16 protein-coding genes are annotated in these 15473 nt (G+C 60.7%); 4 read left to right on the top strand and 12 right to left on the bottom strand.

Translation table 11 applies throughout. The annotated features are described in order from the left end of the window. Nucleotide 1: 1 nt before the first annotated feature. Nucleotides 2-985, bottom strand: a complete 984-nt coding sequence (locus tag LDN70_RS11925; RefSeq protein ID WP_223940408.1) for a dienelactone hydrolase family protein — start codon at nt 983-985, stop codon at nt 2-4. Nucleotides 986-1125: 140 nt separating this feature from the next. On the opposite strand from LDN70_RS11925, the gene LDN70_RS11930 reads away from it, so the two are divergent. Next, nucleotides 1126-2619 (top strand): HNH endonuclease, encoded by a 1494-nt coding sequence (locus LDN70_RS11930; RefSeq protein WP_502773741.1) that lies wholly within the window; start codon nt 1126-1128, stop codon nt 2617-2619. 39 nt (nt 2620-2658) lie between these two features. Here LDN70_RS11930 and LDN70_RS11935 read toward each other — a convergent pair whose 3' ends face one another. From LDN70_RS11935 to nrdH, 5 genes are all read right to left on the bottom strand, one after another. Further along, nucleotides 2659-3924: a hypothetical protein gene (locus tag LDN70_RS11935; RefSeq protein ID WP_223940409.1), complete on the bottom strand. Its 1266-nt coding sequence runs from the start codon at nt 3922-3924 to the stop codon at nt 2659-2661. Between the two features lie 198 nt (nt 3925-4122). Continuing rightward, a complete protein-coding gene (gene nrdF / locus LDN70_RS11940; RefSeq protein ID WP_166840537.1) occupies nt 4123-5097 on the bottom strand; it encodes a class 1b ribonucleoside-diphosphate reductase subunit beta in 975 nt (324 codons plus the stop codon). Nucleotides 5098-5213: 116 nt separating this feature from the next. After that, the gene (gene nrdE / locus LDN70_RS11945; RefSeq protein WP_214814948.1) at nt 5214-7334 is read right to left on the bottom strand and encodes a class 1b ribonucleoside-diphosphate reductase subunit alpha; all 2121 of its coding nucleotides are present in this window, start codon (nt 7332-7334) and stop codon (nt 5214-5216) included. 32 nt (nt 7335-7366) lie between these two features. Beyond that, nucleotides 7367-7837 carry a class Ib ribonucleoside-diphosphate reductase assembly flavoprotein NrdI gene (gene nrdI / locus LDN70_RS11950; RefSeq protein ID WP_223940410.1) on the bottom strand — a complete coding sequence of 157 codons (471 nt, stop codon included), beginning with the start codon at nt 7835-7837 and terminating at the stop codon, nt 7367-7369. A 62-nt stretch (nt 7838-7899) separates the two neighbouring features. Continuing rightward, a complete protein-coding gene (gene nrdH / locus LDN70_RS11955) occupies nt 7900-8142 on the bottom strand; it encodes a glutaredoxin-like protein NrdH (protein WP_142939031.1) in 243 nt (80 codons plus the stop codon). Between the two features lie 397 nt (nt 8143-8539). On the opposite strand from nrdH, the gene LDN70_RS11960 reads away from it, so the two are divergent. Continuing rightward, nucleotides 8540-9505, top strand: a complete 966-nt coding sequence (locus LDN70_RS11960) for a LysR family transcriptional regulator (protein ID WP_142939030.1) — start codon at nt 8540-8542, stop codon at nt 9503-9505. Nucleotides 9506-9555: 50 nt separating this feature from the next. Next, complete coding sequence (locus LDN70_RS11965) at nt 9556-10062, top strand: DUF2004 domain-containing protein (RefSeq protein ID WP_142939029.1); 507 nt, start codon at nt 9556-9558, stop codon at nt 10060-10062. Nucleotides 10063-10079: 17 nt separating this feature from the next. Here LDN70_RS11965 and LDN70_RS11970 read toward each other — a convergent pair whose 3' ends face one another. The 6 genes from LDN70_RS11970 to LDN70_RS11995 are packed head-to-tail and all read right to left on the bottom strand — an operon-like array spanning nt 10080 to nt 15153. After that, the gene (locus LDN70_RS11970) at nt 10080-10787 is read right to left on the bottom strand and encodes a hypothetical protein (protein ID WP_223940411.1); all 708 of its coding nucleotides are present in this window, start codon (nt 10785-10787) and stop codon (nt 10080-10082) included. Next, nucleotides 10784-11785 carry a vWA domain-containing protein gene (locus LDN70_RS11975; protein ID WP_223940412.1) on the bottom strand — a complete coding sequence of 334 codons (1002 nt, stop codon included), beginning with the start codon at nt 11783-11785 and terminating at the stop codon, nt 10784-10786. The genes LDN70_RS11970 and LDN70_RS11975 overlap by 4 nt, the downstream gene beginning before the upstream one ends. Next, entirely contained in the window at nt 11782-12753 is a 972-nt protein-coding gene (locus tag LDN70_RS11980; RefSeq protein WP_223940413.1) for a VWA domain-containing protein, read from the bottom strand. The genes LDN70_RS11975 and LDN70_RS11980 overlap by 4 nt, the downstream gene beginning before the upstream one ends. Next, on the bottom strand, nt 12744-13214 hold the full coding sequence (locus tag LDN70_RS11985; protein ID WP_142939025.1) for a hypothetical protein: 471 nt from the start codon (nt 13212-13214) through the stop codon (nt 12744-12746). Before LDN70_RS11985 ends, LDN70_RS11980 begins: the two co-directional genes overlap by 10 nt. Further along, nucleotides 13204-14133 (bottom strand): DUF58 domain-containing protein, encoded by a 930-nt coding sequence (locus tag LDN70_RS11990; protein ID WP_223940414.1) that lies wholly within the window; start codon nt 14131-14133, stop codon nt 13204-13206. Before LDN70_RS11990 ends, LDN70_RS11985 begins: the two co-directional genes overlap by 11 nt. Nucleotides 14134-14145: 12 nt before the next feature. Further along, nucleotides 14146-15153, bottom strand: a complete 1008-nt coding sequence (locus LDN70_RS11995) for an AAA family ATPase (protein ID WP_142939023.1) — start codon at nt 15151-15153, stop codon at nt 14146-14148. Nucleotides 15154-15268: 115 nt separating this feature from the next. Between LDN70_RS11995 and LDN70_RS12000 the strand changes: the two genes are divergently transcribed. Then, nucleotides 15269-15472: a hypothetical protein gene (locus LDN70_RS12000; protein ID WP_374206998.1), complete on the top strand. Its 204-nt coding sequence runs from the start codon at nt 15269-15271 to the stop codon at nt 15470-15472. Nucleotide 15473: the final 1 nt, after the last annotated feature.

Below are 15473 nucleotides of genomic sequence, written 5' to 3' on the forward strand. Positions count from 1 at the left end.
CCTAGACGTTGTCCTTAAACCAAGCCAGGGTGTCGTTCCAGGCTGCTGTGGCTTGGGCCTCCACGTAGCGTTCACTGGTGTCGTTGTGGAAGGCGTGGTCAACGCCGGGGTACACCTTGAGCTGGTGCTTGACGTTGGTTTTATCCAGCGCCTCTTGGAGTTGAGGCATGGAGCCGGTGATGCGGGCATCCTTCTCGGCGTAGACACCGAACACAGCCGGCTTGAGAGTGGGGACTTTGGTCAAGTCCGGTGCGGGGCCATAGAAGGCCGATGTGGCCTTGAGCCCGCCTATCTCTGTTGACGCCTGCCACGTGATCCCGCCACCGAAGCAAAAGCCAACCATCGCGATCCGGCCCTCCTCCACATAACCCTGGCCATTGAGGTACTCAAAGGCGGCTTTAAAGTCACCCACGTGCCTTTGGGCACCCGCCTGCGTCAGAGCGCCCGGGACGGCATCCGGGTCCATCGACGCTGTCCCGCCCTCCCTGCTGAGGAGGTCCAGTGCCAACGCCGCATACCCTTCCTTGGCAAAACGCCGTGCGACATCCTGGATGTGCGGGGTGAGGCCTCTGTTCTCGTGGCAGATCAACACGCCTGGGCCCCTCTGGCTTCCCTCAGGCCGGGCGAGGTAACCGCTGATCTCCGTCCCGCCGGAGTCGAACTTCACTGTGGCAGTAACCAGACCCGCCGCGCCCTCTGGAACGGACAACGGGCTCTTGGCGTTGGGAACCGCGGTAGTGGCGTTCACGGTGTTCCCCGGAGAAGCCGCCGACGACGTGGTCGATGGCGTGGGCATCGGGTCCGTGGTCTTGGGAACCTCCTCCGGCGTGCAACCCACCAAGGCCATGGCCGCCCCTGCAGCCGACATGCTTCCCATGATGAACGCCACCCGCCGGGTGAATGTCTTATGCGACATCTCTCCCGAGCGGTAGTCATCGTAGAACTCTTCGATCAAGTACTTCTCGAACTTCTCCAGCTGCACCACGGCGATCCTCCCGACGATGTGATGATCCTCCCTTGATGTGAAGACGTGAGCAAGGGTGAGATGGTTCAGTGCCGGATCTGTCGCCACCTCCCCGGGAATGAGACTCTAATAATGTCAGTGCCCCCTGCCAGAGTTATGACATGGAGCGGATTCGGGAAAGGCAAGTGGAGGCGGCGGTTTCCGCTGCGCGTCTTCCTGCCACCTCCGGAGGGTTCGTTCTGTCGGGCACCGTCAGTGGTGATCTGATCCAGCAGTTGCGGGTGCTTGAAGATATGAAGTCAGCTATCTCGAGTTTGCAGGCCAAGATCGCTGTTGCCTTTGACCTGGCCCAGAGGCAGGAGCAGGCACAGCAAGGCGTTCCCGCCTCTGACCAAGGTAAAGGGGTGGGGGCTCAGGTGGCGTTGGCGAGGCGGGAGTCCCCGAACCGTGGGTCGAGGTTGCTGGGTTTTGCGAAGGCGCTGGTGGTGGAGATGCCGCGGACGTTGACGGCTCTGCGGTCGGGGCAGTTGAATGAATGGCGCGCCACGCTGCTGGTGAGGGAAACGGCGTGTTTGTCTGTTGAGGACCGGTGCGCGGTGGATGAGGAACTCGCCGCCGATACCGGGACTTTTGATGGCAAGGGTGATAAGGCGATTGTTGCGGCGGTGAAGGCTGCTGCGTATCGGCGTGATCCGCGGTCGGTGGTGGGTCGTGCCAGCCGTGCCGCTGCTGAGCGGACGGTGAGTTTGCGTCCGGCGCCGGACACCATGACATACCTGACGGCGCTGTTGCCGGTAGCTCAGGGGGTGGCGGCTTATGCCGCGTTGTCCCGGGCCGCTGATACTGCCCGTTCCACAGGTGGTGCTGGCACTGGCGGGGGTGTCGGGTCTGGTGGAGTAGCCCCGACCCGTGGCCAGGTCATGGCCGACACTCTGGTTGAACGGGTTACCGGCACGCCGGGTGGGTTTTCTGGGATCAACCTGGATCTTGTCATGACCGACCGGACGCTCTTTCAGGGCGATAGTGAACCGGCCCGGCTCAAGGGATATGGAATCGTCCCGGCAGAGTGGGGAAGGAAACTTCTCGGCCTGGGGCCAAAAGGAAGCTCAGGGCAGGCCGAAAAGTCAGCGCCCGCCGAATGCTCCGTGCCGGTGGCTGACGTCAGGCACGCCGGTCCCGAGCTAACCGCCCCCGCACCAGTGGCAGCCGCACCGCCGACAGCAAACAGCTTAGGAGCAATACAGACATCACAGTCGGCCCAAGACCAGGAGTTCGATGTCTGGCTCCGTCGGCTCTACACCGCGCCGGGCACCGGAGAGCTCCTGGCAACGGATTCCAAGGCCCGGTTCTTCCCGGCAAGGCTGCGGCGATTCATTGAGACCCGTGATGACACTTGCCGGACGCCGTATTGTGATGCGCCCATCCGGCACACAGACCATGTGGTTCCGTGGCGTTCAGGAGGGAAAACGAACCTCGCAAACGGGGCTGGTCTGTGCGAAGCATGCAATCACACCAAGGAAAACCCCGGCTGGACCACCCGTGCAGTACAGGCCGACGTGCACACCCTGGAAATCCGCACCCCCACCGGGCACACCTACCAATCCAAGGCTCCACCCCTACCCGGGCACCAGCCTATGGACGCCGATACCTCCTGAATGATGCAAGTTCTACTGACGCTTGGGGAACAGGACCACTCATTGCCCAGGAAACAGTTCCGAGACGGTGCCGGGGCCAAAAACTACAAGCCAGCTCACCCCTAAGACGAAGATAACCCCGGTTGCAGCCAGCGCGATTATGGGCGCTCGTCTCGTCATGCCCGAAAGGATCCTCATGACGGGTCCACCAATCGGACGCTCCTTTGAAGCAGCACCTGTATGAAGGGCGGTTCGCCTTCTAAGCGCCAGAAGTTGTCTCAGAGTTTTCCGCACCGCGACTTCAAGGACCAGACCCCGGCCTCGGGCAGACGAATAACACATCCATGCGCCAGCGTAAAAGGGGAAAGCTGTCAGCACCATATAGAAAGCCAGAAATTGGAACAAGCCGCCGAGGATCTCTGTGGCCTTTACCCCCCAGCGACCCCCCGCGGCCATATCCAGCGCAGCCACCATAAACGGACTCGTGAAAATCGCCCACAGGAGTATGCCCATGGCCACACTTCCCGTCACTGACCACCACTGCTTGTTGTACCAAAGGACACAGATTTTGCTTAGCCGGTCTACAGCCAGAAATGCCAGGCCGGCGGTGATGACCACAGTTGGAATGAACGCCTTCCCACCCGCCAGCGACGCTGCCACAATGCCACTGGACACCGGATAAATGGCAAACATTATGACAACGTGGCAAGTGGGTCGGCGGGGGGCGCCGACCCTTCTCCGGGGTAAGGCTCTGAGTACCGATTTCTTCTCGCGAACAAGTTTCCATAGGTAAGCATCTGCCGTGGTGTCAACCAACTTAGAGTGCTCTGCAGCATCACTGGCGAACAGCGATAGAAGCCCGCCGAGGGCCAAAGACCCGAGGCCGCGAACAGCATCGAAACGCGGAGGGTTTGGCCATGAACCGAAATCAAAAGACTGCCCGAAGGACACCATCATCAGGCCTGTAGCAGCAAGGGAAATAACCCGGCACGCCATATCTAGGAATTCAACCGGGCCAGGGTGTTTCCTTTTGTCAGTGATCTTCAAGGATCGTGCCTGAAGCTGGACGGCCACTACTAGAGTGGCCAGCAGTCCGAAGCCCGACAACACCGAAGCTCCAGGGATCCGCCTTAAGATCGGGTTGTAGGACATGTCCACGTTCAGTGACGCCATCCAAACGAAAAGCCAGACCACGATGCTGACGAGCAGATGCGCCAGTGTCCTCTTCAGTAGGCGGCCTCGGTATGCCTCTGCCTCTTCCATAACGCGGACAAGGACTTTGGGACTTAGCTGATCCAGAATGATAACGCCCTTACGAACCGTCACGTATCTAGCTCACGTGCTCGCGATTGATGGTGGTCAACGACGCCACAGAGTCTGAATCCGTCGTCATACAGGAAGTGCTTCATTTCGGGAGAACGTGACGGAGCTCCCAATTGTTGGCGGATCGCGAGCGACAACAAAATAGGGCCCCTCCCGCCGAAGCGGGAGGGGCCCTGAAAGAACCGACAGCAAGGTGAAGATTTAGAACTCCCAGTCCTCGTCTTCCGTGTTGACGGCCTTGCCGATCACGTAGGAGGAGCCCGAGCCGGAGAAGAAGTCGTGGTTCTCGTCGGCGTTCGGGGACAGGGCCGACAGGATGGCCGGGTTCACGTCGGTGACGGATGCCGGGAACATGGCCTCATAGCCGAGGTTCATGAGGGCCTTGTTGGCGTTGTAGTGCAGGAACTTCTTGACGTCCTCGGCCAGGCCGACGCCGTCGTAGAGGTCGTGCGTGTACTGGACTTCGTTTTCGTAGAGCTCGAACAGGAGCTCGAACGTGTAGTCCTTGATTTCCTGCTTGCGGGCCTCGGAAACCTTCTCCAAACCCTTCTGGAACTTGTAGCCGATGTAGTAGCCGTGCACGGCCTCGTCGCGGATGATGAGGCGGATGAGGTCAGCCGTGTTCGTGAGCTTGGCCCGTGAAGACCAGTACATGGGCAGGTAGAAGCCCGAGTAGAACAGGAAGCTCTCCAGCAGAGTGGAGGCGACCTTGCGCTTCAGGGGATCGTCGCCCTGGTAGTAATCCATGACGATCTGAGCCTTCTTCTGCAGGTTCTCGTTTTCGAGGGACCAGCGGAAGGCGTCGTCAATCTCCTTGGTGGAGCACAGGGTGGAGAAGATGGACGAGTAGGACTTGGCGTGCACCGACTCCATGAAGGCGATGTTGGTGTACACGGCTTCTTCGTGCGGGGTGATGGCGTCCGGGATCAGCGAAACAGCGCCAACGGTACCCTGGATGGTGTCCAACAGGGTGAGGCCCGTGAAGACGCGCATGGTGAGCTGCTGCTCTTCCGGGGTCAGCGTGTGCCACGACTGAACGTCGTTGGACAGCGGCACCTTCTCCGGCAGCCAGAAGTTGTTGACGAGGCGGTTCCAGACTTCCACGTCCTTATCGTCCTGGATCTTGTTCCAGTTGATGGCCTCGACGTGTGTCAGCAGCTTGACCTTCTCGGTCATGTCATCCCCTTAAGCGATGGTGTTCTTGAGGTAAGCCTACGACGGCGGGTGGTGACCCGCCGTCGTACTCTTTAGTTTTTGCAGCGGCAATCGCCGCAGAAATCAACCGATTTCGGTTACAACATGCACGAAACACAGCCCTCAACCTCAGTCCCTTCCAGCGCGAGCTGGCGGAGACGGATGTAGTAGAGGGTCTTGATGCCCTTGCGCCATGCGTAGATCTGCGCCTTGTTGATGTCCCGCGTGGTGGCGGTGTCCTTGAAGAACAGCGTCAGGGACAGGCCCTGATCCACGTGCTGCGTGGCAGCGGCGTAGGTGTCGATGATCTTCTCATAGCCGATTTCGTAGGCATCCTGGTAGTACTCCAGGTTGTCGTTGGTCAGGTACGGAGCCGGGTAGTAGACGCGACCGATCTTGCCTTCCTTGCGGATTTCGATCTTGGCGGCCACCGGGTGGATGGAGGACGTGGAGTTGTTGATGTAGCTGATGGAACCGGTAGGCGGTACAGCCTGGAGGTTCTGGTTGTAGATACCGTGCTCCATGACCGAAGCCTTCAGCTCGCGCCAGTCATCCTGGGTGGGGATATGGTGGCCGGCGAAGAGCTCGTTGACGCGCTCCGTTGCCGGAACCCATTCCTGCTCGGTGTACTTGTCGAAGAACTCACCGGATGCGTACGTGGACTTCTCGAAGCCGCCGAACTTCTGGCCGGTCTCAATGGCGAGACGGTTGGAAGCGCGCAGAGCGTGGAACAGCACCGTGTAGAAGTAAATGTTGGTGAAGTCCAGGCCCTCTTCGGAACCGTAGTGGACGTGCTCGCGGGCAAGGTAGCCGTGGAGGTTCATCTGGCCAAGGCCGATTGCGTGGCTCTGGGCGTTGCCCTGAGCGATGGACGGCACCGAGTTGATGTAGGACATGTCGGACACGGCGCTGAGGGCACGAATGGACGTCTCGATGGAGCGGCCAAAGTCCGGCGAGTCCATGGTCTTGGCGATGTTCATGGAACCGAGGTTGCAGGAAATGTCCTTGCCCACGGTCTCGTAGCTGAGGTCCTCGGCGTAAATGGACGGCGAGGAAACCTGCAGGATCTCTGAGCACAGGTTGCTCATGGTGATCTTGCCGTCGATCGGGTTAGCCCGGTTCACGGTGTCCTCGAACATGATGTACGGGTAGCCGGACTCGAACTGGATCTCCGCGAGGGTCTGGAAGAACTCACGGGCGCTGATCTTGGTCTTCTTGATCCGAGAATCGTCAACCATCTCGTAGTACTTCTCGGTCACCGAAATGTCGGAGAACGGAACACCATAGACCTTCTCCACGTCGTACGGGGAGAAGAGGTACATGTCCTCGTTCTTCTTGGCGAGCTCGAACGTGATGTCCGGAACCACAACACCCAAGGAGAGCGTCTTGATGCGGATCTTCTCGTCAGCGTTCTCACGCTTGGTGTCCAGGAAGCGGTGGATGTCCGGGTGGTGGGCGTGCAGGTACACGGCACCTGCACCCTGGCGGGCACCAAGCTGGTTGGCGTAGGAGAAGCTGTCTTCGAGGAGCTTCATCACGGGGATAACGCCGGAGGACTGGTTCTCGATCTGCTTGATCGGGGCGCCGTGCTCACGGATGTTGGTGAGCGAGAGAGCTACACCGCCGCCACGCTTGGAGAGCTGAAGCGCGGAGTTGATGGCGCGGGCGATCGACTCCATGTTGTCTTCGATGCGGAGCAGGAAGCAGGAGACGAGCTCGCCGCGCTGTGCCTTGCCTGCATTGAGGAACGTGGGGGTAGCCGGCTGGAAGCGGCCGTCGATGATTTCATCAACAAGGCGGTTGGCCAGGTCTTCGTCGCCGCGGGCCAGGTGCAGTGCCACCATGCAGACGCGGTCTTCGTAGCGCTCCAGGAAACGCTTGCCGTCAAAAGTCTTCAGCGTGTAGGACGTGTAGAACTTGAAAGCGCCAAGGAATGTCTCAAAGCGGAACTTCTTCTTGTACGCGCGGTTGAAGAGATCGCGGATGAAGTTCATCGTGTACTGGTCGAGGGTTTCGCGCTCGTAGTACTGGTTCTTCACCAGGTAGTCGAGCTTCTCTTCCAGGTCGTGGAAGAACACCGTGTTGTTGTTCACGTGCTGCAGGAAGTACTGGTGCGCAGCTTCACGGTCAGCTTCAAACTGGATCTCGCCGTTGGGGCCATACAGGTTCAGCATGGCGTTGAGCTCGTGATAACCCAAGCCCTTGAAGGCCTCAGGCAGCGGCTTCTTGACCGTGTCCACAGCGCCCCCGGTTACTTCTGTTTCTGCGACAGTTGTGTCCAAAACTTTTCCAGCCCTTCGTTGACCCGCTGAACGTCTTCCGGCGTTCCCATGAGTTCAAATTTGTAAAGATGCGGCACGTTGCACTTGACGGAGACGATGTCGCCTGCCGCGCAATAGTTGTCCGCGAAATTAGTGTTTCCTGCTCCAATAACACCGCGGATCAGTTCCCTGTTCCTGGGATCGTTGAGGAATCTGATGACCTGCTTTGGCACGGAACCTTCGCCGTTTGTCCCGCCATAAGTAGGCAGCACGAGGACGAAGGGTTCCAGAGCTTGAAGCGGAGCGTCCTGGGCATAAAGCGGGATGCGTGCTGCATCCATACCCAGTTTCTGGACGAATCGTTTGGTGTTCTCGGAGGTCGAGGAAAAGTAGATGAGGTGACTCCTCGTGGTCACAGCTTCCGCAGCATCGCGTACGGGTGCCGCTGCCAGCGGTGCCATGGGAGTCACCTCTACTACATAGGAATTCTTAGTGTGATGTGGTGGCGAAGTTTGAATAAAACTTAGGCCACGGAGGAAACGGCCTGGGCCAGTTCCTCGATCTTGTCCGGGCGGAAACCAGACCAGTGGTCCTGCTCGGTGACGACAACCGGCGCCTGCAGGTAACCCAGTGCCTTGAGGCGCTCGAGGGCCTCGGCGTCCTGGGAGATGTCCACACTCTGGTAGGCAATGCCCTTCTTGTCGAGTGCTCGGTAGGTTGCGTTGCACTGAACACAGGCCGGCTTCGTGTAAACCGTTACGGTCATGATCCCTGTCCCCTAAGTTGAAGTCTGATTCTCTTCGTATCTGGCGGGCTCAACCGGAACTTTATTACTGAATCCGATACCGGCCCGCGGGCTGCCGTGACAGCCAACACGCTCTGATTTTGTCTTGTGCTGGTTTCCCGCTCAATCCGTAAATCGATACTACATGTAGTGCAAGCGCCGAACTGGAACCCCAAGATGATGTATTACAAGTATGTCATTCAATCCACCGCTCGTCCACAGGCAAGGGCCCTCAAAATGTCCGTGATTCCGCGAAATTGAGAGATGTCATCCACACCCTGTGGACTACTTAGCCACATTTAATCTTCAGCGTGTCGCCCGGATACGGCGTGTCGTGACAGTTTGAAAATGTGGCGTGGCGAACAGCTAAAATCGCCTGATGGTCAACCTTCTCCATCTCCGCACGTTGATGGAGGTCACCCGGCTGGGTTCCTTCGCCGCAGCGGCCGCCCAGCTCGGCTACACAGCGTCGGCAGTGTCCCAACAGATGGCCGCGCTGGAACGCGATACCGGCGTCGAACTCTTCCAACGCTCTGCCCGCAGCGTCATTCCCACCGAGGCCGCGGTGACCATGACCCGGCACGCGTCCAAGGTGCTGACCGACGTCGAAGCTCTCATGGCCGCGGCTTCAAGGACCAACGACTCCCCCGCCCAGGAGCTGAGACTGGGTATTTTCCCCAGCCTCGCCACTTATGTACTGCCGGAGATCCTCCGGAACGATCGGTGGAAGAGACTGGGCATTGAGCTCCGCGTCTCAGTGGCCGAACCGGCCCAGACCATCCAAGGACTTCGCACCGGCGGCGAACTGGATGTGGCATTGGTTTATCAGGTGGGGCAATCCGGTTTGGCGTGGCCGCATTCGCTGGAGCGCCAGTGGATTGGCGACGACGACTTCCGGGTGGTGCTGCCCGCATCATGGAAAATCCGGGAGGACGCCGAGATCGAAGCGGCTCACCTCTCGGACATGCCATGGATCGTCCACCACCCCGGCACCAGCGATGCCCTGGTCATCGAACGCCTCTTCGCCAGCTGCAACCTGCACCCCCGCGTGGTGGCTTACAGCGATGACTTCCATGCCAGCCTGGAGATGACCGCAGCCGGCCTGGGGGCATCGCTGGTACCGGAACTGGCGCTGCGCAACCGGCCACCCGGCGTCGTAGTTCTTGATGTTCCGGACATCCGCCTGGCCCGGAACGTCTTCGCTCTTCTCATCAATGAAAAGAGGACAGCCCAAGTGCAGTTGTTCACACAGCTGCTCGCTGACACCCTGAGGGACACCTCGGGAAAGAGTGGCCTCCACCCCCTGAAATCCGCTCCTGTCAAGGGCCGGAACCCCAAAGGGTGAATTGGAGCGAAGTGCTGGAACCCGCCGGTTGATGGGGTTAGATTGATCACATGGGCAAGGTAGCGAGCAAACATTTTGGGGAGATCGAGCTCAACCACGGGCGTGAACATTGCTTCGTTGCGAGACACGAACTTGGCGGCAACCAGCTTGAGTTGGACCTCAACGTCACTGCGCACGATCACTTCGATGAGGCGGCCATGCGCAAGGTGGACTACAGGTTGCGCTTCCTGCCCGAACTCGTGGACCAAGTCAGGGAAATGATCGCCGACGAACTGGACCAGGACGGCACCAACCCCCAACAGTTCCTCCATTTTCACTGTTCGCAGCTCAAGGAAGAGCAACTCCAATCCGTCTTCGGCGTCAAAGACAAAGGCCAGCTCACCAACGACGTCTTCCTGAAAGCCCTCAAGCTTGGCCACGTGGCCATCTATCCCGGCCAGCCGGAACGATACTTCGTACTGGATTTCACCCTCGGATCACACTTCACCGACGAACTGTTGGTGGCTGCAGCTGACGAGGACGGCGTGGTGGACGACGAAATTCTCTGGGAGTCGTAACTACGTCGTGTAACAACTCACCACGGACGGTCCACCCCCGGGGCTTTGTCCGGCCCCCGCAGGTACTCGCCCCGTTCCTGACCCTCCGAACGTTCAAGCTGGGCCTGCTTGGCGTTCTCCTCTAGCTGCCGGAGTTGCTCCTCGTTAGGGGAAGTCCGGGTATCCGGGTTGGACGTGGATGGATCGTTGCGCGGCGACTCACCCGCTGAGATCTTTCCGTTGAGACGATCCCGGGCCGCATCCAGGTTCTCACCCTCACCTGCGGAGTTAGCCGGACCCACAGCATGGCATTGCGGCGGTGCGCTTTCTACCCCGGCCTTGGCCTCCCTGAACAAGCGGGCCGCTACTTCCGGCTCCCCGGCCGCATCCCCCAGCTTCTCGATGCTCAACACAAGGTTGACTCGCACCCTGCATTCGTCCATACCAGGGCCGGCCTCCAACGCCGCTTCAAAGTCCTCCCGCGCGGCGGCAAAGTCTCCCGCAAGAACATGGGCATCACCGGAGGCGAAAAGTCCCTTATGTGGCTCCACCAGGTTTGCTACCTGCAACCACGACGCCGCACCGGCCACCCCCTCCTGCTCCCCGGCGTCGAAGGACTGCCCGGCAGAGGCGCCAAGGACACCAACGCTCAGGAGCTTCGCCGCAACAGCGAGCGCCAGCAGCGCAGGTGGTGCTGAGTAGAGCGCCAGCCTGCTTCGCCGCCGTCGTGCGTTGTGTCCGTTCATGGGGTGGTCCCCTTCCGCACGGCGGGCCGAAGCGATTGGAGGGCGGTGAAGTGCCGCAAAGGTTCGTTGATCGCCAGAAGGAAAGCGGCCAGGGAGAGCAGCCAGTAGAGTTCCACGCGGCCCGGACCGTCGGGGGTCATTGCGGTCATGGTGCCGGGGCGGGCCTGGCTCAGCATGTCCGAGGTTGGCTCGGTGCCTGTCCTATGGGCGTAGGGAACGTGGAGCTGGTCTGCGATGGCGCGCAGCTGTCCTTCGTCGATTCGTGAGACGGCGTCCTGCGGGGTGTCGGAGGTTTTGTCCTGCACGTACGCGGTATCGGGGGTGGAGGTTTCCTTCATTCTCCCGCCCCGCCCGGTACCGTACCCGAGTACTGCTCCCCCGGCCACATTGCCGGCGTTCATGGGAGCCGGCGCTTCCGCGCTGGTGTTCTCACCGTCGCCGGCGTAGAAGACCAGTGCGGGGCGCCCTGGGTGTTGCTGATTTGCCGCTTTGAGTCTGTCTTTCAGGAGTTGGGCCGCACCGGTGACGCTGCTTCCTTTGGCGTACCTGCTGTTTTGTGGTTGCAGGGTTGCCATGGCGGTTTGCAGGGCTGTTGCATCCTGTGTGAGGGGCATGCGGACGTTGGCTTTGTTATCGAAGGTGATGAGCGAAAACTTGGCTCCGGCCAGTTCCTTGGCAATGGCCATGACGTCCTGCTGGACTCCTGAAAGCCGGGTGCTGGTTCCGTTGTAGTCTTCTGCGGCCATGCTGGTGCTGGTGTCCACGACGAAGAACACGTCCATGTCTGCGGTGCCGGTTTGGGCTTGGCCTCCAGCCCAACCGGGACGTAGAGCGGCAAGAAGCAGAAGGACGACGGCGGCACCGCGCAGGGCTGCAGGCTTAGAGGTCCGCCGCGGCCGGGTTGACTCACGACGCACGTAGGTCCAAGTCGTGAAACCGAGCAAGGCTGCGAAGGCCAGGGCCAGCAGGGGCCACGGAACGATGGGGGCGAAGGTCATGGTTCCAGCCGCCAACCGAGCAGCAGCATCCCCGCACCGGCAATCAGTGCAACGCCCAATGGCCAGTCAGGGGCGTCTGCAATCACTACCCGCGGCGCTGCAAGGTAGCTTGTAGCTTCGGTTTCCTGCACTTTCTGGACGATGCCCTGAACTGCGTCCGGGCTATCCAAAGTGAAGTAGGTGCCGCCGGTTCGTTGGGCTGCTGCTTTGAGCTGGGCCCCCGGCTGATCGGGTTGCCCGCCATAGTCCATGTCGCCGGGGTTGAGCGCGTGCACCTTCACCTTTTTCTCGGCGGCCAGGGCCGAGGCTTCGTCCAGGGTGAAGATCGGTTCTCCGGAAAGGAAGTTGTCCGTGGCCAGGACCACGGATCGCGAGCGCTCCCCTGCGTCAGTGCCGGGGAAGCTCTGCACGCAGCTTGCCAGCCCGTCGCCTATGAGCGAGGAGCCTTCCCCGTTCCACGTACCGTCAAAGAAGGACCCGGCTCCGCTGTCCAAGGCTTCCTTGGCGTTGGTGAGTTGTTCGGCGGCGAACTGGTAGTCGTCGGTGAGCGGGAAAAGCTGCACGCTGCTGCTGTCGAAGATGACCATGCCTATTCTTTCGCCATCGAATTCCTTGGCCAAGTCTTCGAAAACGGCTGCGATGGCGGCATCCGTGCTGGTCATTGACCCGGACACGTCAAGGCACAGCACAATGTCCCTGTTCCTGATTTCCGGTTGCTCTGTTGTGCGGTGGACCGGTCTTGCCGCGGCTGTGGCGGTGGCGGCGAGGAATACGGCGCCCAACACCACGGCGAGCGCCAGGCGTGTACGGTGCCGGCGTATCGCCTGCTGGTATTCGGGGAGGTCAGTGAGCCGCTCACCGTGGGCGATGGGCCTGGTCTGTGGGGCACGACGACGGCGGGACAGCCACGCGGTGACTGTCACCGCTGCTGCGGCCAGGGGAAGTATCCACCAGTAGCTCAGTTCCATGCGAGCACCACCTGACGTGCTGCTTCTGCGGATTGGCTCACGGAGTGGATCGGCAGGGGCGCGAATTCGTTGGGATAGATGCCGGCTATTCCTGCCGCCAGCTCCTTGAATTCGTGGCGCTGGAGGTCTTGGAGGGTCATGGAGGTCATAGGCAGGCCCGTGGCCGCTCCGGCGAACTCCCGCACGAGGAAGCTGAGCCTCTGGTGCGCGTCGCGCTCCGTCAGGCGACCGGCGTCGGCGTCCGCTGAGGTGGCCTCGATTGCAGACAGGCAGGCGGCTCGTAACGTGTCCAGGTCAGGAACTTGGCGGACCGGCGCGTCTTGGCGGACGGGAGCCTTCTTACGGTCCGAGAAGAGAACCCAGGCGTACCAGGCTCCGATGAGGATCACGAGCATAAGCCCGAGCCATAACCATTGCGGTTGGTATTGCAGGGGCGAATAGAAGCCCGCTTCATCCTGCACGGCTACCGCCCTTGGTAGGGGTCCTTGCCGTGAAGGCGCGGGAACGGTGCTTTTCGAGGAGAGCGAAGACTGAACCTAGGACGTCCTCGCTGCCCGTGGTTTGTTCCTCGGCGATTCCCAGCCGGTAGAACACATCCTGACGCCGCCGCTCGCGTTCCAGCGTTGCCGCTGCGTAGGCGGCACGTACCGTGGGATCCACGGCCAAGGACAGGGGAATTCCTTGCCCGGTGCCCACATCCGTGCTTTCCTGCATCCGGTTCCCGGGTTCGGCGGCGAGCTCGGCATCGCAGACTGTCAGCCATAGCACCTCGTGCCGGCCGCGCAGCCTCCGCATCAAGGTCTCCGTGCGGGCGTCCGGAAGGAACTCGTCCGCCACGGCGACGATGAGCAAACGCCCCTTCAGGTACCGCAACACATAGTCCAGCTGCTCGGCGATCCCACTGGCCTGTCCGTCCAGGGAAGCGCTCGCATCCACTTCGCGGAGCAGCCGTTCCAAATGCTCCTCACCACTGCGGGGCGGGATGTACGTGGACCTTGTGGCGTTCCCGTGCAGGAGACCTACGTCGTCACCGTGCCGGGAAGCCAGGTAACCCAGCACTCCGGCCGCATGCACGGCGATGTCCTTCTTGGTTTCCCCGGACAATGCCTGTGCGGCCATGTTCCTCCCGGTGTCCACCAGGAGAAGGACTGTGTGCCGGCGGACTGCAACGTAGCGCTTCACAAGGGGGGATCCGTGCCGTGCCGTGGCCTTCCAATCGATGTCGCGGACCTCGTCACCAGGGACATATGCGCGGAGTTCATCGAAGTCCAGGCTGCGGCCTTTGAAGACCGAACCGTACTCGCCGTCCAGAAGGGTCAGTGTCCTACGGTGGGCGAAGATGAACATCTTCGATTTAACGCGTCGGAGGAGGCTGGGCACGTCCGGGCCCCGCTACGGCGTCTGCACGGACGCCACCACGGCATCGATCACGGTCTCCACGGAGATTTCCTCCACCACGGCATCGAATCCGAGGATGATGCGGTGACGCAGGATCCGATGCGCAAGGTTCTTGACGTCCTCGGGAATGACGTGGTCACGCCCCTTGAGCAGCGCCATGGCGCGGGCTGCCTGGCTGAAGGCTATGCTCGCCCGCGGGCTGGCCCCGAATTCCACCACGTTAGCCAGCCGGGGCTCCAAGTACTGGGAAGCGTTACGGGTGACATAGGCGAGTCCGACGATGTACCGGACGATTGCGGGATCTATATATACCCGGCGCACGAGTTCCTGGACTTGGACCACGGCGTCAAGGGAAGCAGCGGCCGGAGGCTTCTGCTCTGCACTGAAAACGCCGGAGTCAATCCGGCGGATGACTTCCGCTTCCTCCGCAGGGCTCGGATAGTCAAGAACGTCCTTGAGCATGAACCTGTCCATCTGTGCTTCGGGAAGACGATACGTCCCCTCCTGCTCAATGGGGTTCTGCGTCGCGAGCACCAGGAAGGGCTGCGGCAAAGGATAGGTTTCACCCCCAATGGAGGTCTGACGCTCCTGCATGGCCTCCAGCATGGCGCTTTGCGTCTTGGCGCTGGACCTATTGATCTCGTCCAACAGAACTATGTTTGCGTGAACCGGCCCCAGCTGCGTGACAAATGTCCCCTTGGCGGCGTCGAATATCTGCGTGCCTGCGATGTCGCTGGGCAGCAGGTCCGGCGTGCACTGTATCCGGCGGAACTCCGCACTGACCGATTCTGCTATGGCTTGGGCCGCTGTGGTCTTAGCCAGACCGGGAACACTTTCCAACAGCACATGGCCGCCGGTCAATAAGCCGATAACCAATGTCTCACGCAGCCTGGCCTGGCCTACCACTTTGTTTTCGAAGCTGCGGACGATGCTACCCACGAGTTGCTGGGCACGGGCCATATCCGGTGCGTCGATTCCGGCCATGGCTGTGATCTGTTGCACTCGTGGTCCCCTCGCTGGCGTTGATGTGAAACGGCCACTCTATCCAAGCCTTCCTGAAGCAGCGTGGCAATGGGGACCCCTCCCCATGTGGACTTTGGAGGTCTATCCTTTTGCCATGCATCAGCTACCAGCCGCCTATCAGAACTACCTCGCTTCCCAGGACCAGCATGTCATCGACGCCGTACGGCCGGTCCTGCTCCAATCCGCAGCAGACCAGCGGCACGGCGTACGAATCACTTTCAACAGGGGCCCTACCGGACATCAAGCCCACCTGGACGAGTCCATACCGTATGGCGAGATCATCGAGGACATCGACTGAC

Origin of the sequence: Arthrobacter sp. StoSoilB22, assembly GCF_019977315.1 — a bacterium.
Taxonomy (GTDB): domain Bacteria; phylum Actinomycetota; class Actinomycetes; order Actinomycetales; family Micrococcaceae; genus Arthrobacter.

Bases quoted from the DNA above. Each gene is read 5' to 3' on its own strand.
- LDN70_RS11980 (WP_223940413.1), bottom strand. From the start codon at position 12,753: ATGGAACTGAGCTACTGGTGGATACTTCCCCTGGCCGCAGCAGCGGTG.
- nrdH (WP_142939031.1), bottom strand. From the start codon at position 8,142: ATGACCGTAACGGTTTACACGAAGCCGGCCTGTGTTCAGTGCAACGCA.
- nrdF (WP_166840537.1), bottom strand. From the start codon at position 5,097: ATGACCGAGAAGGTCAAGCTGCTGACACACGTCGAGGCCATCAACTGG.
- LDN70_RS11960 (WP_142939030.1), top strand. From the start codon at position 8,540: ATGGTCAACCTTCTCCATCTCCGCACGTTGATGGAGGTCACCCGGCTG.
- LDN70_RS11970 (WP_223940411.1), bottom strand. From the start codon at position 10,787: ATGAACGGACACAACGCACGACGGCGGCGAAGCAGGCTGGCGCTCTAC.
- LDN70_RS11975 (WP_223940412.1), bottom strand. From the start codon at position 11,785: ATGACCTTCGCCCCCATCGTTCCGTGGCCCCTGCTGGCCCTGGCCTTC.
- LDN70_RS11930 (WP_502773741.1), top strand. From the start codon at position 1,126: ATGGAGCGGATTCGGGAAAGGCAAGTGGAGGCGGCGGTTTCCGCTGCG.
- LDN70_RS11965 (WP_142939029.1), top strand. From the start codon at position 9,556: ATGGGCAAGGTAGCGAGCAAACATTTTGGGGAGATCGAGCTCAACCAC.
- nrdI (WP_223940410.1), bottom strand. From the start codon at position 7,837: ATGGCACCGCTGGCAGCGGCACCCGTACGCGATGCTGCGGAAGCTGTG.
- LDN70_RS12000 (WP_374206998.1), top strand. From the start codon at position 15,269: ATGCATCAGCTACCAGCCGCCTATCAGAACTACCTCGCTTCCCAGGAC.